The sequence below is a fragment of the Streptomyces sp. NPDC042102 genome, assembly GCF_055582305.1.
Genome location: NZ_JBVJDL010000004.1, coordinates 299,179 through 323,426 on the forward strand (window position 1 = coordinate 299,179; position 24,248 = coordinate 323,426).

18 protein-coding genes are annotated in these 24,248 nt (G+C 73.8%); 12 read left to right on the top strand and 6 right to left on the bottom strand.

What is annotated here, in order from left to right; translation table 11 throughout:
* Nucleotides 1–13: 13 nt before the first annotated feature.
* Together ACZ6KO_RS19480 and ACZ6KO_RS19485 are read right to left on the bottom strand one after the other, a co-directional pair.
* A complete protein-coding gene (locus ACZ6KO_RS19480) occupies nt 14–1,735 on the bottom strand; it encodes an acyl-CoA dehydrogenase family protein (protein WP_469305225.1) in 1,722 nt (573 codons plus the stop codon).
* Nucleotides 1,736–1,773: 38 nt separating this feature from the next.
* Nucleotides 1,774–2,349 carry a PadR family transcriptional regulator gene (locus ACZ6KO_RS19485; RefSeq protein ID WP_469305226.1) on the bottom strand — a complete coding sequence of 192 codons (576 nt, stop codon included), beginning with the start codon at nt 2,347–2,349 and terminating at the stop codon, nt 1,774–1,776.
* Nucleotides 2,350–2,476: 127 nt separating this feature from the next.
* On the opposite strand from ACZ6KO_RS19485, the gene ACZ6KO_RS19490 reads away from it, so the two are divergent.
* Nucleotides 2,477–4,312, top strand: a complete 1,836-nt coding sequence (locus tag ACZ6KO_RS19490; RefSeq protein WP_469305227.1) for a glycoside hydrolase family 15 protein — start codon at nt 2,477–2,479, stop codon at nt 4,310–4,312.
* A 33-nt stretch (nt 4,313–4,345) separates the two neighbouring features.
* Here ACZ6KO_RS19490 and ACZ6KO_RS19495 read toward each other — a convergent pair whose 3' ends face one another.
* Nucleotides 4,346–4,756, bottom strand: coding sequence for a Fur family transcriptional regulator (locus ACZ6KO_RS19495; protein WP_469305228.1), 411 nt, complete (start codon nt 4,754–4,756; stop codon nt 4,346–4,348).
* Nucleotides 4,757–4,911: 155 nt separating this feature from the next.
* On the opposite strand from ACZ6KO_RS19495, the gene katG reads away from it, so the two are divergent.
* From katG to ACZ6KO_RS19515, 4 genes are all read left to right on the top strand, one after another.
* Nucleotides 4,912–7,131, top strand: a complete 2,220-nt coding sequence (gene katG, locus ACZ6KO_RS19500; RefSeq protein ID WP_469305229.1) for a catalase/peroxidase HPI — start codon at nt 4,912–4,914, stop codon at nt 7,129–7,131.
* A 519-nt stretch (nt 7,132–7,650) separates the two neighbouring features.
* Nucleotides 7,651–8,517: a lytic polysaccharide monooxygenase gene (locus tag ACZ6KO_RS19505; protein ID WP_469305230.1), complete on the top strand. Its 867-nt coding sequence runs from the start codon at nt 7,651–7,653 to the stop codon at nt 8,515–8,517.
* Nucleotides 8,518–8,558: 41 nt separating this feature from the next.
* Complete coding sequence (locus ACZ6KO_RS19510; RefSeq protein ID WP_469305231.1) at nt 8,559–9,038, top strand: DUF6328 family protein; 480 nt, start codon at nt 8,559–8,561, stop codon at nt 9,036–9,038.
* A gap of 94 nt (nt 9,039–9,132) precedes the next feature.
* On the top strand, nt 9,133–10,065 hold the full coding sequence (locus ACZ6KO_RS19515; RefSeq protein WP_469305232.1) for a DUF5996 family protein: 933 nt from the start codon (nt 9,133–9,135) through the stop codon (nt 10,063–10,065).
* A 13-nt stretch (nt 10,066–10,078) separates the two neighbouring features.
* Here the strand turns inward: ACZ6KO_RS19515 and ACZ6KO_RS19520 are convergent, their stop codons facing one another.
* On the bottom strand, nt 10,079–10,843 hold the full coding sequence (locus ACZ6KO_RS19520) for a carbonic anhydrase (protein ID WP_469305233.1): 765 nt from the start codon (nt 10,841–10,843) through the stop codon (nt 10,079–10,081).
* Between the two features lie 262 nt (nt 10,844–11,105).
* On the opposite strand from ACZ6KO_RS19520, the gene ACZ6KO_RS19525 reads away from it, so the two are divergent.
* From ACZ6KO_RS19525 to ACZ6KO_RS19535, 3 genes are all read left to right on the top strand, one after another.
* Complete coding sequence (locus ACZ6KO_RS19525) at nt 11,106–15,050, top strand: Pls/PosA family non-ribosomal peptide synthetase (RefSeq protein ID WP_469305234.1); 3,945 nt, start codon at nt 11,106–11,108, stop codon at nt 15,048–15,050.
* 41 nt (nt 15,051–15,091) lie between these two features.
* On the top strand, nt 15,092–16,507 hold the full coding sequence (locus tag ACZ6KO_RS19530; RefSeq protein ID WP_469305235.1) for a M1 family metallopeptidase: 1,416 nt from the start codon (nt 15,092–15,094) through the stop codon (nt 16,505–16,507).
* A 90-nt stretch (nt 16,508–16,597) separates the two neighbouring features.
* Complete coding sequence (locus tag ACZ6KO_RS19535; RefSeq protein ID WP_469305236.1) at nt 16,598–16,771, top strand: CsbD family protein; 174 nt, start codon at nt 16,598–16,600, stop codon at nt 16,769–16,771.
* A gap of 89 nt (nt 16,772–16,860) precedes the next feature.
* On the opposite strand, the gene ACZ6KO_RS19540 is transcribed toward ACZ6KO_RS19535, so the two are convergent.
* A complete protein-coding gene (locus tag ACZ6KO_RS19540; RefSeq protein WP_469305237.1) occupies nt 16,861–17,652 on the bottom strand; it encodes an N-formylglutamate amidohydrolase in 792 nt (263 codons plus the stop codon).
* Nucleotides 17,653–17,961: 309 nt separating this feature from the next.
* Here ACZ6KO_RS19540 and cseB point away from each other — a divergent pair, with 309 nt between their 5' ends.
* From cseB to ACZ6KO_RS19560, 4 genes are all read left to right on the top strand, one after another.
* Nucleotides 17,962–18,681: a two-component system response regulator CseB gene (cseB, locus tag ACZ6KO_RS19545; protein ID WP_469305238.1), complete on the top strand. Its 720-nt coding sequence runs from the start codon at nt 17,962–17,964 to the stop codon at nt 18,679–18,681.
* Nucleotides 18,682–18,704: 23 nt separating this feature from the next.
* Nucleotides 18,705–19,958 carry a sensor histidine kinase gene (locus ACZ6KO_RS19550; RefSeq protein ID WP_469305239.1) on the top strand — a complete coding sequence of 418 codons (1,254 nt, stop codon included), beginning with the start codon at nt 18,705–18,707 and terminating at the stop codon, nt 19,956–19,958.
* A gap of 130 nt (nt 19,959–20,088) precedes the next feature.
* Nucleotides 20,089–20,871, top strand: a complete 783-nt coding sequence (locus tag ACZ6KO_RS19555) for an ABC transporter ATP-binding protein (RefSeq protein ID WP_469305240.1) — start codon at nt 20,089–20,091, stop codon at nt 20,869–20,871.
* A 53-nt stretch (nt 20,872–20,924) separates the two neighbouring features.
* On the top strand, nt 20,925–23,492 hold the full coding sequence (locus ACZ6KO_RS19560) for an ABC transporter permease (RefSeq protein ID WP_469305241.1): 2,568 nt from the start codon (nt 20,925–20,927) through the stop codon (nt 23,490–23,492).
* 7 nt (nt 23,493–23,499) lie between these two features.
* Here the strand turns inward: ACZ6KO_RS19560 and ACZ6KO_RS19565 are convergent, their stop codons facing one another.
* A complete protein-coding gene (locus tag ACZ6KO_RS19565) occupies nt 23,500–24,159 on the bottom strand; it encodes a TetR/AcrR family transcriptional regulator (protein WP_469305242.1) in 660 nt (219 codons plus the stop codon).
* Nucleotides 24,160–24,248 lie beyond the last annotated feature (89 nt).

Here is a 24,248-nt window from a genome sequence, read left to right on the forward strand (position 1 = left end):
CCGGGGCGCTCGGTTACGGGGCCATCTCGTACGCGCCGGACAGCGCCTCGACGCGCTGCCAGACGCGCGCGGAACGGGCCTCGTCCACGACCGGGCGGCGGACCGCGCCCATCGCCCAGTCCTGCTGCTGCGCGGTGGCCGAGTCCTTGCCGTACAGCTCGACGGCGTGCGCGGAGAAGTCGCGGACGAGGACGGCGAACAGCTCGTCGAGCACGTCCTGGTCGAGGCCGGTCAGGCGGGCCTGCTCCAGGATCAGCTGGCCGTGGACGACGAGCGCGAAGAGCTGGCCGACGGCGAGGAGGAGGTCGAGGTCGCGGCTCTGCTCCTCGTCGGGCGCGGCGGTCGTGACGAACGCGCAGAGCGCATCGGCCTGTTCGCGGAAGCGGGCGACGTTGGCCACCTCGGCGTACGCGTCGAAGGCGGGGCGCCAGTCGTGGAAGCGGACGGCGCCCAGGCCCCGGGCCGGGCCCTGCCGGAAGAGGAACGCGTCGTCGGCCGCGTCGAGCCGGGTCGGGACGGCCTCGTAACCGGCCGGGTCCAGCAGGTGGTTGCGCATGAACTTGAGGATCAGCGCGAGGTTGACGTGGACCGTGCCCTCCAGCTTGGGCAGGCCGCGGATCTCGACGGCCGCCTGGGCGAAGTAGTTGTCCTTCTCGAAGCCCTTGGCGGCGATGACGTCCCACATGAGGTCGATGACCTTCTCGCCCTCCGTGGTCACCTTCATCTTCGTCATCGGGTTGAAGAGCAGGTAGCGGCGGTCGTCGGGGCCGGCGGTGCGGAAGTAGTCGACGGCGCGGTCGCTGAAGAGCTTCATGCCGACGAGGCGGACGTACGCGTCGGTCAGCTCGCGGCGGACGTGCGGGAAGGCGGTGACGGGGCGGCCGTAGAGGATGCGGTTGCTCGCGTGGGTGACGGCCTCGTACATCGCGTGCTCGCAGATGCCGATGGAGGCGGTGCAGAGGTTGAACTTGCCGACGTTGACGGTGTTGAGGGCGGCGTCGAAGGCGGCACGGCCGGTGTGCAGGACGTCCTCGGGGGCGACGGGGTAGCCCTCCAGGCGGAACTCGCTGACGTACTTGGAGGAGTCGACGACGTTCTTCACCAGGTGGTAGTCCGGGTGGCGGCTGTCGGCGGCGAAGAAGACGTACGCGTCCGGGCCCTCGATGTCGGTACGGCGGCCGAAGACGGAGACGAGGCCGGCGGCGTTGCCGTTGCCGATGTAGTACTTGGAACCGGTGGCCCGGAAGCCGCCGTTGCCGTCCGGCTCCAGCAGCATGTCGGTGGAGTAGATGTCCGCGCCGTGCGTCTTCTCGGACAGGCCGAAGGCGAACACCTCGCCCTGGGCGAGGAGTTCGGCGGCGCGGGCGCGGGCGGCGGCGTTGTCGCTCTGCCAGACCGGGCCGAGGCCGAGGATGGTCACCTGCCAGGCGTACCAGTAGTCGAGGCCGTAGAACCCGAAGATCTCGTTCAGGGCGGCGATCCGGGCGGTGTCCCAGCGCTTGTCCGCGTGCCCGTCGGCGGCGGCCGAGGGGGTCAGGAAGGTCGCGAACAGGCCTTCCTTGGCGGAGAAGGCGAGGAAGTCGCCCAGCCAGGCACGGGAGCGGTAGTCCTCGATCAGCTTGCGCTTGCCGCGCTCCTCGAACCAGTCGACGGTGGCGCGCAGCAGCCGGCGCGTCTCGGGGTCGAAGTGCGCGGGGTCGTAGGTGCGCGGGTTGAAGAGCAGGGAGTCGGCCATGGAGGTGTGCCTTCCGAGGGGTCGTGGGATGGGATGGGTCAGCTGAGGGGCGCGGAGCCGGAGGATCCGCCGATGCGGTGGAGCGTGGCGAGGACGTCGTCGAGCCAGGCGATCGTCATGCGCTCGTAGGCGATGCCGCCGCGCAGGACCACGTGCTGCAGTTCCTGGCCGGCGTCGAGCGGGGCGGGGGCCTCGGGCCCGGTGAAGTCGCGGTGCTCCCCGGCCAGGTAGTGGGCGAGGCGGTCGCCGTGCGCCCGACGGTGCCGTTCGACCTCGCGGACCAGGGCGGCCGGGTCGTCGAAGGCCGCCCCGCGGATCTTCACGGCGAGGTCGTGCCGCAGACTCTCGGGTTCGATCGGCTCGTGCAGCCACCGCGCGAGGGCGGCGCGGCCGGGGGCGGCGACGGAGTACTCCTTCTTGTCCGGCCGGCCCTGCTGCGCCACATCGCGGACGGCGAGCAGGCCGTCGCCCTCCATGCGCTTGAGGACGCGGTAGATCTGCTGGTGGGTGGCGGTCCAGAAGTAGCCGATGGACCGCTCGAAGCGCCGGGCCAGCTCATAGCCGGAGCCCGGCTTCTCCAGCAGCGAGACGAGGATCGCGTGTTCGAGCGCCATACCACCGAATCCTTCTATGCAACTCGTTGCATAGACAAGCGGCAGCGTCCGGGTGAGACGCGGCTCACCCGGTGGGACAATGAGCCGGGAGCACACCGCTCCCCACCGGGCCGGTCACGGAGGCCCCATGAGCGCAGGCGGCGCCTATCCCCCGATCGCGGACCACGGCCTGGTGGGCGATCTCCAGACGGCGGCACTGGTCTCCGGCGACGGGACCGTCGACTGGTGGTGCACGCCGCGGTTCGACTCGCCCAGCGTCTTCGGCTCCCTGCTGGACCACGCCCGGGGCGGCCACTGCCGCCTGACGGTCGACCGCGACCGGGTCACCGACGTGACCGTCAAGCAGCTCTACCTGGCGGACACGGCCCTGCTGGTGACCCGTTTCATGGCCCCGGACGGGGTCGGCGAGGTCGGGGACTTCATGATCCCCGAGGAGTCCGGCGAGCCCTCGGACCGGCACCGGCTGCACCGGACGGTACGGGTGGTGCGCGGCCGCCTGCCCTTCGTCCTGGAGTGCCGGCCGCGCTTCGACTACGGCCGGGCCCCGCACACGCTCACGCTGCTCGACGACCGGTCCGCCCTGCTGCGCGGCGGCGGGACGGACCTCTTCGTACGGGCGAGCGCCCCCCTCACCCTCGTCGCGGACGGGGCCGATGCCGTGGCGCGCTTCACGCTCTCGGCGGGCGAGATCGCCACCGTCGTCCTGACCTGCGACGCGAGCGGCGGCCCGGCCCCCGATCCGCCGAGCTGGGAGAGCGCCCGCGCCGCCTTCGACGACTGCCGGTCCTTCTGGGGCCGCTGGCTGCGCTCCTGCACCTACCGGGGCCGGTGGCAGCAGATGGTCAACCGCTCCGCGATCACGCTGAAGCTGCTGACGTACGCCCCCACCGGGGCGCCGGTCGCCGCGGCGACGGCGGGGCTGCCCGAGCTCGTCGGCGGGGAGCGCAACTGGGACTACCGCTACACCTGGATCAGGGACGCCTCCCTCTCGGTGCGCGCGCTGCTCACCCTCGGCTTCGTCCCCGAGGCGCTGGCGTTCCGCCACTGGGTCCGCGGCCGCTTCGAGGAGGGTGACTTCGCCTCCGGCCGGCCGCTGCAGATCATGTACCGGGTGGACGGCGACCCCCACCTGCCCGAGGAGATCCTCGGCCACTGGGAGGGCTACCGGGGGTCCGCGCCCGTCCGGATCGGCAACGCGGCAGCCGACCAGCTCCAGCTGGACATCTACGGCGAGGCGGTCTACGCCTTCGCCGCGGGCGGCGGCGGGGGCGCGCTGCGCGGCTGGCAGGCGTTCGCCGGCGTGCTGGACTGGTTCACCGAGCACTGGGACGAGCCGGACGAGGGGATCTGGGAGACCCGCGGCGGCCGCCAGGACTTCACCTTCAGCCGCCTGATGTCGTGGGTCGCCTTCGACCGGGGCATCCGGATGGCGCGGACCCACTCCCGCCCCGCCGACCTCGCGCGCTGGACGGCGGCCCGCGACGCGGTCTTCACGCAGATCGTGGAGCGCGGCTGGAGCCCGCGGCGCCAGGCCTTCGTCCAGCGCTACGGGTCCGACGTGCTGGACGCCTCGCTGCTGCTCATGCCGAAGGTGGGGTTCCTGGCGCCGACCGACCCGGCGTGGCTGTCCACGCTCGACGCGATGGACCGGGAACTGGTCAGCGACAGCCTCGTCCACCGCTACGACCCCGCGGCCTCGCCGGACGGCCTGCGAGGCCGCGAGGGCACCTTCAACCTGTGCAGCTTCCTGTACGTCGAGGCGCTGGCCCGCGCCGGGCGGCTGGAGCAGGCGCGCTACGCCTTCGACAAGATGCTGACGTACGCCAACCACGTCGGCCTCTTCGCCGAGGAGATCGGCCCCTCGGGCGAGCAGCTGGGCAATTTCCCGCAGGCGTTCACGCACCTGGCCCTCATCGACGCCGCCCTGGCCCTCGACGAGGAACTGGACCGCCGCCCCGGCTGAGCCGCCGCCGGGCAGGCAGCCGGGAACGGCGCGCTACCGGCAGGCCGGGCACAGCCCCCGGTAGGTGACCTCGGCCTTCGCCACCGTGAAGCCGAAGCGCTCCGCCGCCGGGAGGTCGGCCAGCGGGTCGCCGGCCGGGCGGACGTCCCGGATGGTGCCGCAGCCGGAGCAGACGAGGTGATGGTGCGGCCGGTGCCCGTTGGGGTCGTAGCGCTTGGCGCGGCCGTCGGTGGACAGCTCCACGACCTCGCCGAGCAGCACCAGCTCGCCCAGGGCGTTGTAGACGGTCGCCCGCGAGATCTCCGGCAGCCGCTGCGCGGCCCGGGCGTGCACCTCGTCGGCCGTGAGGTGCACGTGGTCGCCGTCGAGCACCTCCGCCACGACGCGCCGCTGGGAGGTCATACGCCAGCCACGCGCCCTCAGCCGCTCCAGCAGGTCACTCATATCGGTCCACCTAGTCTGGCGTTCTTCTTGACTTGGACTCTGTCCATCGTAGGATCGGTTCTGCTGGTAGCCAAGGACCAAGGAAGACTTCAGCCAGCGCGGTACCGCCGGAGCGGCGGCGCAGGAGGCTGAAGACGTGACGGACAGGACTCCCAATGTCTGAGAACCATGACGCACACGTCGTAGACGCGAAGGCGGAGGGTGGGGGCGGTTGCCCCGTCGCGCACGGGCGCGCCGCACACCCGACGCAGGGCGGCGGAAACCGCCAGTGGTGGCCGGAGCGGCTCAACCTCAAGATCCTCGCCAAGAACCCCGCCGTGGCCAATCCCCTCGGCGAGGAGTTCGACTACGCCGAGGCCTTCCAGGGCCTCGACCTCGCGGCGGTGAAGCGGGACATAGCCGAGGTGCTGACCACCTCGCAGGACTGGTGGCCGGCCGACTTCGGCAACTACGGCCCGCTGATGGTCCGCATGGCCTGGCACAGCGCCGGCACGTACCGCATCAGCGACGGCCGCGGTGGCGCGGGCGCCGGTCAGCAGCGCTTCGCCCCGCTGAACAGCTGGCCGGACAACGGCAACCTGGACAAGGCCCGCCGTCTGCTGTGGCCGGTCAAGAAGAAGTACGGCCAGGCGATCTCCTGGGCCGACCTCATGATCCTCACCGGCAACGTCGCCCTGGAGACGATGGGCTTCAAGACCTTCGGCTTCGCCGGCGGCCGCGCGGACGTCTGGGAGTCGGAGGAGGACGTCTACTGGGGCCCGGAGACCACCTGGCTCGGCGACGAGCGCTACACCGGCGAGCGCGAGCTGGAGAGCCCGCTCGGCGCGGTCCAGATGGGTCTGATCTACGTCAACCCGGAGGGCCCGAACGGCAACCCGGACCCGGTCGCCGCGGCCCGCGACATCCGCGAGACGTTCCGCCGGATGGCGATGAACGACGAGGAGACCGTCGCCCTGATCGCCGGCGGCCACACCTTCGGCAAGACCCACGGCGCCGGCCCGGCCGACCACGTGGGCGCCGACCCCGAGGCCGCCCCGATCGAGGCGCAGGGCCTGGGCTGGGCCAGCACGTACGGCAGCGGCAAGGGCGGGGACGCGATCACCAGCGGCCTCGAGGTCACCTGGACCAGCACCCCGACCGCCTGGGGCAACGAGTTCTTCAAGAACCTCTTCGCGTACGAGTACGAGCTCACGCGGAGCCCGGCCGGCGCCCACCAGTGGGTCGCGAAGAACGCCGAGGCGACCATCCCCGACGCGCACGACGCGTCGAAGAAGCACCTTCCGATGATGCTCACCACCGACCTGTCGCTGCGCTTCGACCCGGTCTACGAGCAGATCTCGCGCCGCTTCTACGAGAACCCCGACCAGTTCGCGGACGCCTTCGCCCGCGCCTGGTACAAGCTGACCCACCGCGACATGGGCCCGGTCGTGCGCTACCTCGGCGCCGAGGTCCCCTCCGAGGTGCTGCTGTGGCAGGACCCGCTGCCGGCGCGCGAGGGCGAGCTCCTCGACGCCGCGGACGTCGCCGCGCTCAAGGAGCGGGTGCTGGCCACCGACCTCACCGTCGCCCAGCTGGTCTCGGCGGCCTGGGCCTCGGCCTCGTCCTTCCGCGGCAGCGACAAGCGCGGTGGCGCCAACGGCGCCCGGGTCCGCCTGGAGCCGCAGCGCGGCTGGGAGGTCAACAACCCCGACCAGCTGGCGCAGGTGCTCCGTACGCTGGAGGGCGTCCAGGAGGCGTTCAACGCCCAGGGCGGCAAGCAGGTCTCGCTGGCCGACCTGATCGTGCTCGCGGGCGGCGCGGCCGTCGAGCAGGCCGCGAAGGACGGCGGCGTCGAGGTCGAGGTGCCGTTCACCCCGGGCCGCGTGGACGCCGCGCAGGACCAGACGGACGTCGAGTCCTTCGCCGCGCTGGAGCCGGCCGCGGACGGCTTCCGCAACTACGCCGGCAAGGGCAACCGCCTGCCGGCCGAGTACCTGCTGCTCGACAAGGCGAACCTGCTCACCCTGAGCGCCCCCGAGCTGACCGTGCTCGTCGGCGGCCTGCGCGTCCTGGGCGCCAACCACGGCCAGTCCAAGCACGGTGTCCTCACGGACCGTCCGGGCACGCTGACCAACGACTTCTTCGTCAACCTGCTCGACCTGGGCACGACCTGGAAGTCCACGTCCCCGGCGCAGGACGAGTTCGAGGCCCGCGACGACGCCACGGGCGCCGTGAAGTGGACCGGCACCCGTGCCGACCTGGTCTTCGGCTCGAACTCCGAGTTGCGCGCGCTCGCGGAGGTCTACGCGAGCGACGACGCCAAGGAGAAGTTCGTGACGGACTTCGTCGCCGCGTGGGCCAAGGTGATGGACCTGGACCGCTTCGACCTCGTCTGATCGCACCGCTCGCAGGTACCGCAGCCCGCCTCCACGAGGCGGGCTGCGGTGCGTCCAGGCCGCGAAGCGGCCCGGTCGCTCGCGGGACGCTCGAGCTTCGCCATGTCCACCTCATAAGTTTTGGCCAAGGATCGCGGGTGCCCCGGCGCCCCGGAGCCGCCCGCGACGGGCGCCGGGGGGCCTTCCGGCGCGGCCCCCTCCCGGCCCCGCGCCGTCCCCGCGGCGGGCCACCACGACCGCCGGAGCCGCCGTGAGCTGCACCGGGACCCGATCCCACGCCTGACGGCAGGCGGGACGAGCCCCGGCCCCGTTCCGGGCGGACGGGAGGGGCGGCGTTCACCCCCGTCACGGCCGCACCAGGGGCATGCCCTCCGCCGCGCGCCGAGTGCCGCGCGGCGCGCGACCGAAAGCCGCCCCTCGCGCCGGGAGCCCGTGAACCACGCTCAAGATCACTTCCGTGCCCCTCCACACACATCCGGTGCACATCCGGTGAACATCCGGTGATGGAGGAGGGGCGCGATGAGGAACGGAACGGCCCGGGCGGCACTGGGCCCGGCGGCGCTGATCCTGCTCGGCCTCACGGCCGGACCGGCCGCGGCGCACGGCGCGGCGTGGACCCCGGTCAGCCGCAGCGTCGCCTGCACGCCCGACAGCGGCCGCTACCTCGGCTCGCCGGCCTGTGACGCGGCGCTGGCCGCGAGCCCCGGCGGGGCACTGGCCGACTGGGACAACGTCCGGCTCAAGGACGTCGACGGCCGGGACCGGGACCGGGTTCCCGACGGCAAGCTGTGCAGCGCGGGCCTCGCCCAGTTCCGGGGGCTGGACCTGCCCCGGGACGACTGGCCGGTCACCCAGCTGACCGCCGGCGCCCCGTTCACCTTCCGGTACCGCTCCTCCATCCCGCACGCGGGCCGCTTCGAGCTGTACGTGACCAGGAGCGGCTACGACCCCGGGCAGCCGCTGAAATGGTCCGACCTCGAACCGCAGCCGTTCCTGACGGTCACCGACCCGCCCCTGGTGGAGAACACGTACACCTTCACCGGGCAGCTCCCCACCGGCCGGACCGGACGGCACCTGATCCTGACCGTCTGGCGCAACACCCGGCTGCCGGACACCTACTACTCCTGCGCCGACGTGCACTTCCCCGCGGACCCGGGCGCCGCACCCGCCCCACCGGCGGCCGAGGGGGCCCAGCCGGCGCGGGCGGCGCAGGCCGCCGCCGAGGCCGGCGCCGGAGCGGGCGCTCCGATCTCCCTGGCGTCCACCGCCCGCACCCCGGGCAGGGGCACGAACGGCGCGGCCGTCGCCGGAGCCTCGCTGGCGATCGTCTCGCTCACCTCGTTCCTGCTGCTGGTGTTCTGGGTCCGGCGGGTGAAGCGGTGCTGACACCCCCACCCCACCCCCCACCCCGGAAGGAGGACCGCGCGATGGCCGTTCCCCACCCCCAGCCCCCGCAGGATCCGGACAAGGCCTACGCCGAGCTGCTCCAGGAGGTGCGCGTCGCCCAGACGGGGGTGCAGATCCTGCTCGGATTCCTGATGACCTTCGCCTTCAGCCCCCGGTTCGCCTCGCTCACCTCGCTGCAGAGCAACCAGTACGTGCTGACGCTGGTCGTCGCGTTCGGCGCCGCCGCCTTCCTCACCGCACCGGCCCCCTTCCACCGGGTGGTCTTCCGGCGCGGGATGCGCGGCCGCCTGATCGTCGTCTCCAACCGGCTCGCCCTGATCGGGCTGGTCCTGCTGATGCTCGCGATGAGCAGCGCGCTGCTGCTCGTCGTGACCATGGTGCTGGGTCCCGGCAGTTCGGCGCTGATCGCCTCGTGCATCTTCAGCGGCATCGTGTGGCTGTGGTTCGGCATGCCCATGTGGCACCGGCTGCGCCACGACCGCGACCGCGACCGCACCTGACGGCACGTCGGACCGGGGTTGCGGGCCGGGCGGGGGTGAAGATGGCGGGGCCGGGCCGCGAGGCGGCGCAGCACGACGAGCCGAGGGATGCCCCGTGGACCTGTTCCCCGCGATTCCACTGACGCAGTGGCACGACACCAAGGAGACGCTGCACCGGTTCGTCCAGGTCGTCGGCAAGATCCGGCTGGCGAACAGCCCGCGCCGCAACCACTGGTGGAACGTGGCGTTCCATGTCACGGGGCGGGGGATCACGAGCCGCCCGATGGGCGGCACCGGCGGCCTGCCGGTCTTCACGGTGGACTTCGATTTCGTCGAGCACCGGCTGGTCGTCTCCGCGCTCGACGGCCGGACCACGTCCTTCCCGCTCGCCGGGCACAGCGTGGCGTCGTTCCACCGGGCGGCCCTCGACGCGCTGGCCAGGATCGGCGTGGCCGTGACCCTCTCGATTCCGCGCCCGTACGGCCTGCCCGACACGGACCGGCCGTTCGAGCGGGACACCGAGCACGCGGCGTACGACCCGTTCTGGGTCAACCGCCACTGGCAGGTGCTGAATCAGGTCGCCCTGGTACTGGAGGAGTTCTCCGCCGGATTCTCCGGGAAGATCAGCCCGGTGCACCTGTTCTGGCACTCCTACGACCTCGCCGTCACCCGATTCTCCGACCGCCGGGTCGAGCTCGGGGCGGAGGTCGACCCGGTGACCCGGGAGGCGTACGCGCGCGAGGTCGTCAGCTGCGGCTTCTGGTTCGGCGACGACGCCTTCCCCCGGCCCGCCTTCTACTCCTACGCCGCGCCGGAGCCCGAGGGCCTGGCCGGGCTGCCGCTGGACCACGAGGCGGCGCGCTGGATCTCCCGGGGCCCGGCCCGCCTGGCCGTGCTGGACTACGACGACGTCCGGGAGGGCCCGGACCCCCGCGCGGCCGTCCTCGGCTTCTACGCGTCGGTGTACCGGTCGGCGGCCGGCCTCATGGGCTGGGACGCCGAGCGCCTCGCCTCCCCCGGCGGCGTCACCGACCCCCTCCTGGCTTAAGCCGGCGGGCCGGTCAGTGGATCCAGTGGGCCCGCTGATCGGTCAGCTCGTACCGGGCGCCGACGACCGCGAGCGTGCCCGCCGTGATCCGGGCGGCGAAGGCCGGCTCCCCCGCCAGCCGGGAGCGCACCCGCCGTACGTGCGCGGTGGCCGTCGCGTCGTTGCGCGCGTCCCCCCGCAGCCGGTGGTCGATCGCGGGGCGGATCTGGTCGGTGAGGTAGCGCAGCGGGCCGGGCAGCGGATCCCCGCCCACCTCGGCCCGGACCGCCGCGGCGACGGCCCCGCAGGACTGGTGGCCCAGCACCACGACCAGCGGGATCCCCACCTCCAGCACCCCGTACGCGACGCTCCCCAGCACCGCCTGGTCCAGCACCTGGCCCGCCGAGCGCACCGTCATCAGGTCGCCGAGCCCCTGGTCGAAGACCAGCTCGGGCGGGACCCGGGAATCGATGCAGCCCAGGACCACGGCGAACGGGTGCTGACCGGTGAGCAGCTCCCGGCGGACGGTCAGCGTCTCGTCGGGATGCTTCTCGTGCAGGGTGCGCCAGCGCTGGTTGCCCCGCTCCAGCTCCCGCAGCGCCGCCCCGGGCGTGGCCGGGCGGGCCCGCCGGCCCGCGAGGGGGGCGGGAGGCGCGGCCCCGGAGGCGCCGAAGGCCAGGGCGGCGCCGAGGGCCGCCGCGCCCGTCAGGGCACCCCGGACCAGCCGGCGCCGCCCCGGGCCCGGTCCGCCCCGTCCCCCGCCCCGTCCCCCGTCACCGACCTGCGCATCGAGCGTCATGCGGCACCACGCTAGGTGCCCCGGCGCCGGGACGGCGCGTGCCGGACCGGCATGACCCGACCTTGGAACAATCTTGAAGAAACCACCGCAATCACCCTCCTGCACACCGCGCATTCCACGCCACACCCACCAGGCTTCAATCAGAAAATTCTTGATGACGCACTAGACTGGCGGGTTGTTTGGCGCTGGATCGGAACAACCCGGGCAGACCTGGGCTCCCTCCGGCGACCCGGAGCTTTCCGGGAACGAGACGCGAGGGCCGATGGCAGCCACACCTGAGCGCGGTGATCTGACCCTGCTCGACGACGGGGACACGCACACGGAGCCCGAAAGGTCCGCCACGTCCGAAAAGCCGGACGAGGCCGGGAAGTTCGCCCGGTTCTCCGCCGGCCCCGCCGCTCCGGCCCGCACCCTCGTCGACATCCTCGACGCCTCCGTACGGGCGTACCCCGACGAGCTCGCCCTCGACGACGGCTCCGCGCAGCTGACCTACCGGGCGCTGGCCGTCGAGGTCGAGCGCCGCCGGCGCGCCCTGGCGGCCGCCGGGGTCGGTCTCGGCGACCGGGTCGGCGTCCGCGTGGCCTCGGGCACCAACGAGCTGTACGTCGCCATCCTCGCCGTCCTGGCCGCCGGCGCGGCCTATGTGCCCGTCGACGCCGAGGACCCCGACGAGCGGGCCGAGCTGGTCTTCGGCGAGGCCGGGGTACGGGCGGTCGTCGGCGCCGGCGGGCGCATCGACGGCGCCGACCCCGCGGACACCGCCACCATGGCCAGCCCCGCCCGGCCCGGCCCCGAACACGACGCGTGGATCATCTTCACCTCCGGCTCCACCGGCAAGCCCAAGGGCGTCGCCGTCAGCCACCGCAGCGCCGCCGCGTTCGTGGACGCCGAGGCCGCGCTCTTCCTCACCGAGGAGCCCATCGGCCCCGGCGACCGGGTGATGGCGGGCCTGTCCGTCGCCTTCGACGCCTCCTGCGAGGAGATGTGGCTGGCCTGGCGCTACGGCGCCTGCCTGGTGCCCGTCCCCCGCTCCCAGGTGCGCAGCGGCGCCGACCTCGGCCCCTGGCTGGTGGAGCAGGAGATCACCGTGGTCTCCACGGTCCCGACCCTGGCCGCGCTGTGGGAGCCCGAGACCCTCAACGAGGTCCGGCTGCTGATCTTCGGTGGCGAGGCCTGCCCGCCCGAGCTGACCCAGCGCCTGGTCACCGAGGGCCGCGAGGTCTGGAACACGTACGGCCCCACCGAGGCCACCGTGGTCGCCTGCGCCTCCCTGCTGACCGGTGAGGAGCCGATCCGGATCGGCCTCCCGCTGAACGGCTGGGAGCTGGTCGTGGTCGACGAGTCCGGCGAGCCGGTGCCGATGGGCGGCAGCGGCCAGCTGGTGATCGGCGGCGTCGGCCTGGCCCGCTACCTCGACCCGGCGAAGGACGCCGAGAAGTACGCGCCGCTGGAGTCCCTCTGCTGGGAGCGCGCCTACCGCAGCGGCGACCTCGTCCGCGCGGAGCCGGAGGGCCTGGTCTTCCTCGGCCGCGGCGACGAGCAGATCAAGCTCGGCGGCCGCCGCATCGAGCTGGGCGAGGTCGACGCCGCCCTCCAGGCCCTGCCGGCCGTCGCCGGCGCGGCCGCGGCCGTCCGTACCGCCCGCAGCGGCAACCAGCTGCTCGTCGGCTACCTGGTCACCCAGGACGGCTGGGACCACGCGGCGGCCACCCGGCGGCTGCGCGCCGAGCTGCCCGCGGCCCTCGTCCCGCTGCTCGCGCCGGTCGAGGAGCTGCCGACCCGCACCTCCGGCAAGGTGGACCGGGACGCACTGCCCTGGCCGCTGCCCGAACTGGAGAGCACCGGGCCCGCCGAACAGCTCTACGGCACCGAGGCCTGGCTCGCCGAGCAGTGGAGCGAGACGCTCGGTGTCGCCGTCACCGGCGCCGCCGACGACTTCTTCGCCATCGGCGGCAACAGCCTGGCCGCCGCCCAGCTGACCACCCGCCTGCGCACCCGCTACCCGAGCGCGGCCGTCCTCGACATCTATCAGCAGCCGGTCCTGCGCAAGCTGGCCCGCCGCCTGGAGAAGTCCGTGCAGGACGACGACGCGGCCCGCGTCGTCGCGCCGGTCCCCACGCGCGCCAAGGTGGTGCAGTCGCTCCTGCTGCTGCCCCTGTTCACCCTGGTGGGCGTGCGCTGGGCCGTGGCGCTGCTGGCCCTGGGCAACGCCCTGCGCTGGTTCGGGGCGTACCCGTGGGCGCCGACCGCCTCCTGGTGGGTGGTGGCCCCCGCCGCGGCGCTGCTCTACAGCCCGCCGGGCCGGCTCGCGATCGCGGCGGGCGGCGCCCGTCTGCTGCTGCGCGGGGTGAAGGCCGGACGGTACCCGCGCGGCGGACGCGTCCACCTGAGGCTGTGGACGGCCGAGCGGCTGGCCGAGTACGCCGGCGCGACCTCCCTGACCGGTTCCTGGCTGGAGCGGTACGCGCGGGCGCTGGGCGCCAAGGTCGGCCCCGAGGTGGACCTGCACGCGATGCCGCCGGTGACGGGCATGCTCAAGCTCGGCCGCGGCTGCGCCGTGGAGTCCGAGGTGGACCTGTCCGGGTACTGGCTCGACGGGGACCGGCTGGAGATCGGCGCGGTCAAGGTCGGTGCGGGCGCGGTCGTCGGCACCCGCAGCATGCTCTTCCCCGGTGCCCGGGTCGGCAAGCGGGCCGAGGTGGCCCCCGGCTCCGCCGTGGTCGGCCAGATCCCCACCGGCCAGCGCTGGGGCGGCGCGCCCGCGGTCAAACTGGGCCGGGCCAAGCACAACTGGCCCAAGGAACGCCCGCCGCGCGGGCTGTTCTGGCGGGCCGCCTACGGGGCGGCCGGCTTCGGCCTCACCGCCCTGCCCGTGCTCGCCACCGCGCCCGCCCTGCTGGTGCTGAGCGCCTTCGTGCCCGCCGGTGCCGGACTCGGCGAGGCGCTGCGCGGAGCGCTGCTCGCCGTGGTGCCCGGGGCGCTCGCCTTCGGGTTCGCGTACGCGGCGCTGCTGCTGGTGTCCGTACGGCTGCTCAGCCTCGGCCTGCGCACGGGCACCCATCCCACGCACAGCAGGACCGGCTGGCAGGCCTGGACGGTCACCCAGCTGATGGACCTGTCCCGGGCGACCCTCTTCCCGCTGTACGCCGGGCTGATCACCCCGGTGTGGCTGCGGCTGCTCGGCATGAAGATCGGCCGGGGCGCGGAGGTGTCCACCGTGCTCGCGCTGCCGAGCCTGACCACGGTGGGCGAGGGTGCGTTCCTCGCCGACGACACCCTGACCGCGCCGTACGAGCTGGGCGGCGGCTGGATACGGATCGGGCACTCCGAGATCGGCCGCCGGGCGTTCCTCGGCAACTCCGGGATGACCGCGCCGGGCCGCAGCGTGCCGGACGACGGGCTGGTGGGCGTGCTGTCGGCGACCCCGAAGAAGGCCAAGAAGGGCAGCTCGTACCTGGGCCTGCCGCCGGTGAAGCTGCCGCGGTCGGCCGCGGCCGCCGACAGCAGCCGTACGTACGACCCGCCCGTGCGGCTGCTGTGGGCGCGCGGCCTGGTGGAGCTGTGCCGGCTGGTGCCGGTGTTCTGTTCGGCCGCGCTGGCCGTGCTGACCGTGGCGGCGCTGTGCGCGCTCGCCGCGACCGGTGTGGGGGTCTGGGGTGCGGCGCTGCTGTCCGGAGCGGTGCTGCTGGCCGCCGGGCTGGCCGCGTGCGCGGTGTCCGTGACCGCGAAGTGGCTGCTGGTGGGCCGGCACCGCACGGGCGAGCACCCGCTGTGGAGCGGCTTCGTATGGCGCAACGAGCTCGCCGACACGTTCGTGGAGGTGCTGGCCGTGCCGTGGCTGGCCGGATCCGTACCCGGTACGCCGCTGCTGAACCTGTGGCTGCGCGGGCTCGGCGCCCGGATCGGCCGGGGCGTGTGGTGCGAGAGCTACTGGCTGCCCGAGACGGACCTGGTGGTGCTGGGCGACGCGGTCAGCGTGAACCGCGGCTGCGTGTTGCAGACGCACCTCTTCCACGACCGGATCTTGAGGACGGATACTGTGGTCCTCCGTGAGGGCGCCACTCTGGGCCCGGGCGGAATCGTCCTGCCCGGTAGTACGGTCGGTGCCCACAGCACACTGGGTCCCGCCTCGCTCGTGATGGCCGGGGAATCCGTCCCCGCCGACACCCGTTGGCTGGGCAACCCGATCGAGGCGTGGCGGACCTGAGAGGGTCCGGGCAGAGCACTGTGCAGGGAGCGTAAGCGGCAATGAGCGGCCAGAGGACAGCGGTGTCGGACCCGTACTTTCCGGCCAACGGCGATCCCCGTTACCGCGTGCACCGGTACGAGCTCGCCCTCGACTACCGTCCCGGCCCCAACCGGCTGGCCGGGACGGCCCGGCTCAGCGCGATCGCCGGGCGGGCGCCGCTCACCGAGTTCCACCTGAACCTGGCCGAGTTCAAAATAGGCCGGGTCCTGGTGAACGGCCGTGCCCCGCGCTACTCCCACCGGGGCGGCAAGCTGCGCATCCAGCCGGTCAAGCCGCTGCCCGCGGGCGCCGCCTTCACGGTGGAGGTGCACTGGGCGGGCAATCCGAAGCCGGTGCGCAGCCCCTGGGGCGGCCTCGGCTGGGAGGAGCTGACCGACGGCGCGCTGGTGGCCAGCCAGCCGGTCGGCGCGCCCTCCTGGTACCCGTGCAACGACCGGCCCGCCGACAAGGCCTCGTACCAGATCTCGGTCAACACCCCGTCCACGTACACGGTGGTCGCCGGCGGCCGGCTGCTGACCCGGACGACGAAGGCCAGCACCACCACCTGGGTGTACGAGCAGCCCGCGCCGACCTCCAGCTATCTGGTGGGCCTGTCGATCGGCGTGCACCAGACGGTGCTGCTCGGCGATCCCGGGCTGGGCGGCGTACCCATGAGCGCGCACGTGCCGGCGCACCTGCTGCCGCAGTTCTCCCGCGACTTCGCCCGGCAGCCCGCCATGATGCAGCTGTTCGAGGACCTGTTCGGTCCCTACCCCTTCGGGGAGTACGCGGTGGTCGTCGCCGACGAGGAGCTGGACGTGCCGGTGGAGGCCCAGGGCCTGTCGCTGTTCGGCACCAACCACGTCGACGGCGCGCGCGGCTCCGAGCGCCTGGTCGCCCACGAACTCGCGCACCAGTGGTTCGGCAACAGCGTGACCATCGCCGACTGGCGGCACATCTGGCTGAACGAGGGCTTCGCGAAGTACGCGGAATGGCTCTGGTCGGAGCGGTCCGGTGGCCGCACCGCGCACGCGCTGGCGGCGGCCGCGCACCGGCTGCTGGCGTCGCTGCCGCAGGACCTGACCCTGGTCGACCCGGGCCGCAAGCTGATGTTCGACGACCGGCTCTACCAGCGCGGCGGGCTCGCCGTGCACGCGATCCGCTGCGCGCTGGGGGACCCGGCGTTCTTCCGCATGCTGCGCGACTGGACGACGGTGCACCGGCACGGGGTGGTGACCACGATGGCCTTCCTCAGCCATGTGGCGCGCTACGCGACCGAGCCGGTGGAGGAGCTGTTCTCGGCCTGGCTGTACGAGCCGGCCCTGCCGCCGCTGCCCGCCCCGCCGGTCCGCCCGGCCGAGCCGATGCCCCCGGCACGCCCCGCGTACCCGCCCACGAACGGCGGAGCGGCGGCCCGCGGCCGCCACTCGGCCTGACGCGCGCGTCCGGCGGCGGAGGTTTACGCCGGGGCGAAGTGGCCAGACGCACGGTGCACGAGGTTCTCCGGAAGCTGAGGAGTGATGACCGTGTCGGGCAAGGAGAAGACCAAGGCCAAGGCCGAGCAGGTCAGGGGCAAGGCCAAGGAGGCGGCCGGCCGGGTGGTCGGCAACGAGAGCCTGACGGCGAAGGGCCGCGCCGAGCAGATCAAGGGCGACGCACGCCAGGCCAAGGAGAAGACCAAGGACATGTTCAAGCACTGACACCGCGGCCCGTACGGCCGACAAGCGGCGGCCGGCGGGTGGCGAGGACCCCGCGAACGGGTCTTCGCCACCCGCCGGCCGTCCCGCGGTCACGGGGAGAGTCGGTCGACCAGGCCGGCCAGTGCCCGCGCCAGCGCCTCCAGGCCGGAGCCCGCCGGGCCGCCCGGCTCGCTCATGTAGAGGTCGCGCCGGATCTCCACCATCAGCGCGCCGACCCGGGCGTCCTTCCCGTAGTACCGCAGCGGTACGTACGTGCCGGCGAACGGGCTGTCCAGGGCCGTGCCGCCGAAGTCCGCGAACGCCTCGCGCGCCGCGTCGAGCAGCGCGGGCGGCGTGTGGAAGGCGTCCGTACCCAGGCAGATGGGCGGGCGCGGTCCGTCACCGTGGAGTTCGTAGGGCAGGGCCTTCGACGGGTAGGAGTGCACGTCGAGGATGACCGCCCGCCCGACGGCCGTCAGCCGCTCCTCCACCGCGTCGGTGATCGCCCGCGCGTACGGGTGGAACCAGCGCTCGATCAGCGGCCCGCCGTCGAAGCCGGCCGGGCGGAGCTCCGCGCGGTGCGTGGTGCGCGTGTAGACGGCTCCCATGCCGCGCGCCAGCATCTCCTCCCGCTCGTCGGGGAACCGCTCGGGGTCGACGACCAGGCGCGAGAGCCGGTTCTCGAAGCGCCAGGGGGTCAGGCGCGCCGCCGCGGCCGCCCCGGCCGCGATGCGCGCCGTGTGCGCGTCGGTGATGTGGTCCAGCTCCGCCTCCAGCGCCCGGTCGTCCAGGACGATCCCGGCCCGGACGTCGGCGGGTATGGCGCGGGAGGAGTGCGGAACGTGCAGGAGCACGGCGGAGTCGGGGGCTCCGGGGTGGAGCAGGGCGGCGGCGTCGCTCATCTGGTTCCTCGCTGCGGATCGCGGGCGGACGGGTACCACGCCATCATGTCGGGTCGTGATCATTCGTCCGGGAGGGCCTGGGCCGCGTACCCGCCGGGCCGGGTCGCCGGGGAGCCCGTTTTGTATCCGCCGGGTATCGGTCACCGCTTGGTTTCGCGTCGATCCGGTCCGCGGGCGCCCGGGGGCGTTCCGGCGCGGCCGGGCCGCCCGATGGCTGCCGTATGGTTCCTTTCGGCCGCCACGGCCGCCCGATCCGCCGGATCCATCCGATCCGTCCGATCCGTCCGCGTCCGAACAGGAGCCGTCCCCGTGTCCTCGTCCACCCCCGTGCGCGTGCTGCTCGTCGAGGACGACGAGCTGATGCGCCGGTCCTTCACCGTCGCCCTGGAGCGGTACGGGTACGCGATGACGGCCGCGGCCGACGGGCTGACCGGGCTGGAGCTCTTCCGCGACGGCGGCTTCGACCTGCTGGTCCTGGACGTGATGCTGCCCGGCCTGGACGGGATCGGGCTGTGCCGCAGGGTCCGGGAGACCAGCCTGGTGCCGGTCCTGATGATGTCCGCCCGCGGCGACGGGCTCGATGTCGTCGCCGGTCTGGAGGCCGGGGCGGACGACTATGTGGTCAAACCGGTGGACACCTACGTCCTCGTGGCCCGCATCCGCTCGCTGCTGCGGCGCGCCACGTACGCGCCCGTCCCGGCCCCCGGCGCCGCCCGCGCCGACACGCCGGGCCCGGCCGAGGGCGAGCGGCTGGTCTTCGGGGACCTGGCCGTCGACACCGGCGGCATGGAGGTCTTCGTCGCGGGCGAGCCGGTGGCGCTGACCCCGACCGAGCTGAAGCTGCTGCTGGAGTTCGCCGCCCATCCGGGCATCGTGCTGGAGCGGCACACGCTGCTGCGCAACGTCTGGGAGTACGGCTGGGACGGCGACAGCCGGGTCGTCGACCTGTGCGTACAGCGGCTGCGCCGCAAGCTCGGCCGGGACAGGATCGAGACGGTCCGCGGTTTCGGCTACAAGCTCAGGCGCTGAGGCGGGTGCACAGGACCCGGGGGGTGCACAGGCCCCTGCGCCCGCCGCGCTCCCTGCGCTGGAAGATCGCCGCGCTGGCCGCGGCCACCGCGTGCCTGGTCGCGGCGGCGGTGGGCGTACTGGTGCACGCCTGGACCGCGGACGACATCCGCGACCGGGCCCGGATGCGCGCGTTCAACGCCGTGTACTCGGCCATGGAGACCTACCGGCGCACCGGCACCCTGGCGGGCGGCGCCGAGCTCGATCCGCCGGGCCTGCCCACCGCCCTGCGCCGTCCGTCCGACGGCGAGCGGCACACGGCGTTCGACGGGCGCGTCCAGGGCAATGCCGGGCCGAGCGTCTGGGCCGCCCAGCGGACCGGCGGGCCGGGCAGCCCGGTGCTGGCCGTCGAGGTCAACATGGGCCCGGAGCTGTACGACCTGCGCCAGCTCGACATGAGCATGGCGGTGGCCTCGCTGGTCGCCCTGGCGGCGGCCGTTCCGCTGGCGGCGTACGGGGCCGGGCTGCTGGGCCGCCGGCTGCGCCGCGTGTCCGAGACCGCGGGCCGGATCTCCGCCGGGGACCTCGACGCCCGGACCGGTCCCGTGGGGGGCCGCGACGAGGTGGCCGACATCGCCGCCACCGTCGACCTCATGGCCGACAGCCTGGGCCGCCGGCTGCGCACCGAGCGCCAGTTCACCGCCGACGTGGCGCACGAGCTGCGCACCCCCGTGGGCGGTCTGCTGGCCGCCGCCGACCTGCTCCCGGCCGGGGAGACGGAGGATCTGCTCCGGGCCCGGGTACGGGACCTGCGCGGCCTCGTCGAGGACCTGCTGGAGATCTCCCGCCTGGACGCCGGGGCCGAACGCCCGGTGAGCGCGCGGGTGCCGCTCGGCGCGGTCGTCCGGGAGGCGGTGGAGCGCACCGGACTCGACGCGGAGATCACCGTCGCGGGCGCGACGGCCGCCGGTGGCGCGGACACCGTCGAGACGGACCCGCGCCGTCTCGAACGGATCGTCGGCAACCTCGTCGTCAACGCCCACCGGCACGGCGCCGCCCCGGTCGAGGTCGCCGTCGACGGCCGGACGGTCGTCGTACGCGACCACGGCCCGGGTTTCCCCGCGGACCTGCTGCGCGAGGGTCCGCGCCGCTTCCACACGGGCGCGTCGGAGCGCGGCTCCGGCCACGGGCTGGGCCTGACCATCGCGGTGGGCCAGGCCCGGGTGCTGGGCGCCGAGCTGCGCCTGGACAACGCCCCGGACGGCGGCGCGGTCGCCACCCTGCGCCTGCCGGGCTGACCGCCCGCCCCCGCCCCCTGCACGACCGATACGAAGCGGAGCCGCCGCCGATACACGGCGGACCGGGGACCCGATACATCCCCCCGACACCCTTCGAGTGCGCCCATCGGCACCCGAAGAGGAGTCCCCTGTGACCGCCGCACCCCATGCCCCCCTCGCACCGCACCCGAACACCGGGTACGCCGCCGTCACCACCGACCTGACGAAGGTCTACGGCAGCGGTGACACCCGTGTCGTCGCCCTGGACCGGGTGAGCATCGCCTTCCGGGAGGGTGAGTTCACCGCGATCATGGGCCCCTCCGGCTGCGGGAAGTCCACCCTGATGCACTGCGCCGCCGGACTCGACACGGCCGACTCCGGCTCCGTCCGCATCGGCACCACCGAGCTGGGCACCCTGAACGACCGGCAGCTGACCGAACTGCGCCGGGACCGGATCGGTTTCATCTTCCAGGCCTTCAACCTGCTGCCGACGCTGACCGCGCTGGAGAACATCACCCTGCCCATGGACATCGCGGGCCGCACGCCCGACCGGCCGTGGCTGGACACGGTGATCCGGATGGTGGGCCTGTCCGACCGGCTCGCGCACCGGCCCGCCCAGCTCTCCGGCGGGCAGCAGCAGCGCGTCGCCGTCGCCCGCGCGCTGGCGTCCCGGCCCTCGGTCGTCTTCGGCGACGAGCCCACCGGCAACCTCGACTCCCGGTCCGGGGCCGAGGTCCTCGGCTTCCTGCGGGACTCGGTGCGCGAGCTCGGGCAGACCGTGGTGATGGTGACGCACGACCCGGTCGCCGCCGGATACGCCGATCGCGTGGTCTTCCTCTCCGACGGCCGCCCGGTCGACGAGATGGTCCGTCCGACCCCGGAGCGGGTGCTGGACCGGATGAAGGCGTTCGACACCCGCGCCCGCACCAGCTGACCCGGCACCGCCCCTCCGTCTCCCCCTCCGCCTCCACTTCCCGAAAGCTCCCCATGCTGAGAACCGCTCTGCGCAACGTCCTGGCGTCCAAGGCCCGTATGGCGATGACCGTCCTCGCGGTCTGCCTGGGTGTCGCCTTCGTCTGCGGCACCCTCGTCTTCGCGGAATCCTCCGCCGCGGCCTACCGTGCCTCCGCGTCGAAGAACTTCGCGGGCATCGCGACCACCGTCACCCCCAAGGCCGTACCGCCCGGTGCCGGCGCGGACGGCGACGCCTCCGTGCTCGACGACGCGCTCGTACGGAAACTGGCCGAGGTGCCCGGCGCCGCCTCCGTGCGGCCGGCGGTCGACGGTTCGGCCGTCATGAACGCGGCGGACGGCAGGCCGCTGCGGGCCGGCAAGGCGTGGGCGAACCTGGCCGCCGGCTACGTACCGGGCAAGGACGGTACGGACAGCCGCCATCCCGTGCTGAAGGGCCGCGCCCCGCGCGGCGGCGACGAGCTCGCCGTCGACAGCGGCACCGCCGCCGCCGGGGGCTTGCGGATCGGTGACACGGTCACGCTGGCCACCGACGGCCCGGTCCTGAAGAAGCGGCTCGTGGGCATCGTCGGCACCCAGGACTCGCGGGTGACCGCCGGCGGCACCCTCGCCGTGTTCGACCGGGCGACCGCCCAGCAGCTGTTCGCCTCCCCGGGCCACTACACCTCGATCGACCTGTCCGCCGCGCCCGGTACCAGCCCGGCCACGCTCTCCGAGCGGGTCGCCGCCGCACTCCCCGCCGACCGGGCCGAGGCCGTCAGCGGCGCCGCCCAGGCCGCCCAGCAGGCCACCTACCTGGACACGCTGACGCGCGGTCACCAGAAGATGCCGATGGTCTTCGCCGGGGTCGCGCTGTTCATCGGATCCTTCCTCATCGTCAACACCTTCACCATGCTGGTCTCCCGGCGCACCCGGGAGATCGCGCTGCTGCGCGCGATCGGTGCCTCGCGCCGCCAGGTGGTCCGCTCCCTGCTCTGGGAGGCCGTCCTGGTCGGCCTCGTCGCGTCGGCGGCCGGGTTCGTCCTGGGCCTGGGCATCGCGTCCGTCCTGCCCGGCCTGCTGAGCACCGCCGAGGACGCCCTGCCCCGAGGGCCCCTGGTGATCGGTGCGCGCCCGGTCGTGGCGGCGTTCGCGGTGGGGGTGGGTGTCACGGTGCTCGCCGCGTGGCTGCCCTCGCGCAAGGCGGCCGGGGTCGCGCCGCTGGAGGCGCTGCGCGCCTGCGAGCAGCCGCCCGGCGCCCGCGCGTCCCGGGTGCGCGGCGCGGCGGGAGCGGTCCTGCTCGCCCTCGGCGCCGGGCTGCTGATCTCGCTCACGGGCGCGAAGGACGCCTCGGAGGCGAACCTTCAGCGGGCGATGGCCGGCTGCGCCCTGCTCGCGGTCGCGCTGATCGTGCTGGCTCCGCTGCTGGCCGTGCCCGTGATCCGGCTGACCGGCCGGCTGACCGGCCGCTTCGGGATCACCGGCCGGCTCGCCCGGGACAACGCGCTGCGGGATCCGCGGCGCACCGCGGCGACCGCCTCCGCCCTGATGATCAGCACCGCGCTGGTCGCCGGGCTCGCCGTGATCGGCGACTCCACGGGTGCGGCCCTCGACCGGCAGGCCGCGGCGGGCCTGGGCGCCGACTACGTGATCAGCAGCCGCACCCATACGACCGCCCTCGACCCGGCGGCCGAGAAGCGGGTGGCCGCCACCCCCGGGGTGAAGACCTCGTCCGCGGTCGCGGACTCCGTCGTGTTCCTCGCCGGCGGCGGCGTCCGGGAGATCGCCGGCGTCACGCCCGGCACCGTGCACGAGGTCATGAAGCTCGACTTCGTCAGCGGATCGCTGGACGACCTCGGTCCGGGCCGGGTCGCCGTCTCCGGCACGCTCGCCCGGGAACAGCACCTGAGCACGGGCAGCCGGGTCGGCGCCCGCATCGGCACCGACCGGGAGCTGAAGCAGTACACCGTCGTCGGCGTCTACCGGGACAACCCCACCGCCGGGACGGTGCTCGGCGACCGCTCCGAGGTGCAGGAGCACGGCTTCCTGCCCGGCTCCGTCCAGCGGATCCTGGTCCGCACCGACGGCGGCGCGGCTTCGAAGGCCACCGCGGACCGGCTGCGCGCCGCCGTGGGCGACAGCCCGCTGGTCCGCGTCAAGGACCGTGAGCAGCTCGTCCACGAGGCCGCGGGCGCGCTGGACGACCTGCTGACCCTGATGTACGGGCTGCTCGCCATCGGCGCCGTGATCTCCCTGCTCGGCATCGTCAACACGCTCGCCATGTCGGTCTCGGAGCGCACCCGCGAGATCGGGGTCCTGCGGGCCATCGGCCTGGACCGCGCCGGGGTCCGCCGGATGATCCGCCTGGAGTCGGTGACCGTCGCGGCCTTCGGCACCCTGCTGGGCCTGGCGGGCGGCCTGTTCGGCGCCTGGGCGGTGGGCGCCCTGGCCAACGGCGCGCTGGCGGAGTACTCCCTGGCCCTGCCCTGGGGCACCCTGCTCCTGCTGTGCCTGGCCTTCCTCGCGCTGGGCACCGTGGCGGCCGCCGCCCCGGCCCGCCGCGCGGCGGCCCTCGGCCCCCTGGAGGCCGTGGCGCAGGCCTGACCCGCCCTCAGCGGGCGGTCAGGGCGTCCACCTCGGCCGCGTAGAGCAGGGCGGGGTCCAGGCCCATACCGGTGAAGTGGCCCGCCAGTTCCAGGGACAGCACCCCGTGCAGACGGCTCCAGAAGGCCAGGGCCAGGCGCAGGGCCGCCGGCGGGGCGTCCGGGTGGCCCGCGGCCCACTCCCGGTGGCCGGCCAGGTGGCCTTCGAAAGCACTCTCCTGGCCGCCCGGGGCGGGGTCGGGCGCGGCGGCGGCGCAGGCGTCGAGCAGGACGGACATCATCTCGGCGGCGATCGCGGTGATGTCCTGCGGCGCGTGGTAGCCGGGGACGGGCGTGCCGTAGACGAGGAAGTAGCGGTGCGGGTCCTCCAGGGCCCAGCGGCGCAGCACCCGGGCCAGCCCGGCGGGGCCCGCGGCCCCGCCGGCGGCGCGGAAGGCGTCGGCGAGGCTGCGGTAGGCGTCCCGGACGAGTTCGGTGATCAGCTCGTCGCGGTTGGCGAAGTACCGGTAGAGCGCCGGTCCGCTCATGCCCATCTGCTTGGCGATCGCGTTGAGGGAGAGCGCGGAGGCGCCGGAGCCGGCGATCTGCCGCCAGGCCTTCTCCTTGACCTCCTCGCGCACCTGCTGCCGGTACCGCTCGCGGGGGGTCCTCGCGCCGCCGGTCGTCATGCCCGCCACCTCTCATCGCCGCTCACTGGGTGAGTTAGAAGCTATCACCATCGGCATAGGGATTCACAAGGACAGGGGCCGTCGTCTTG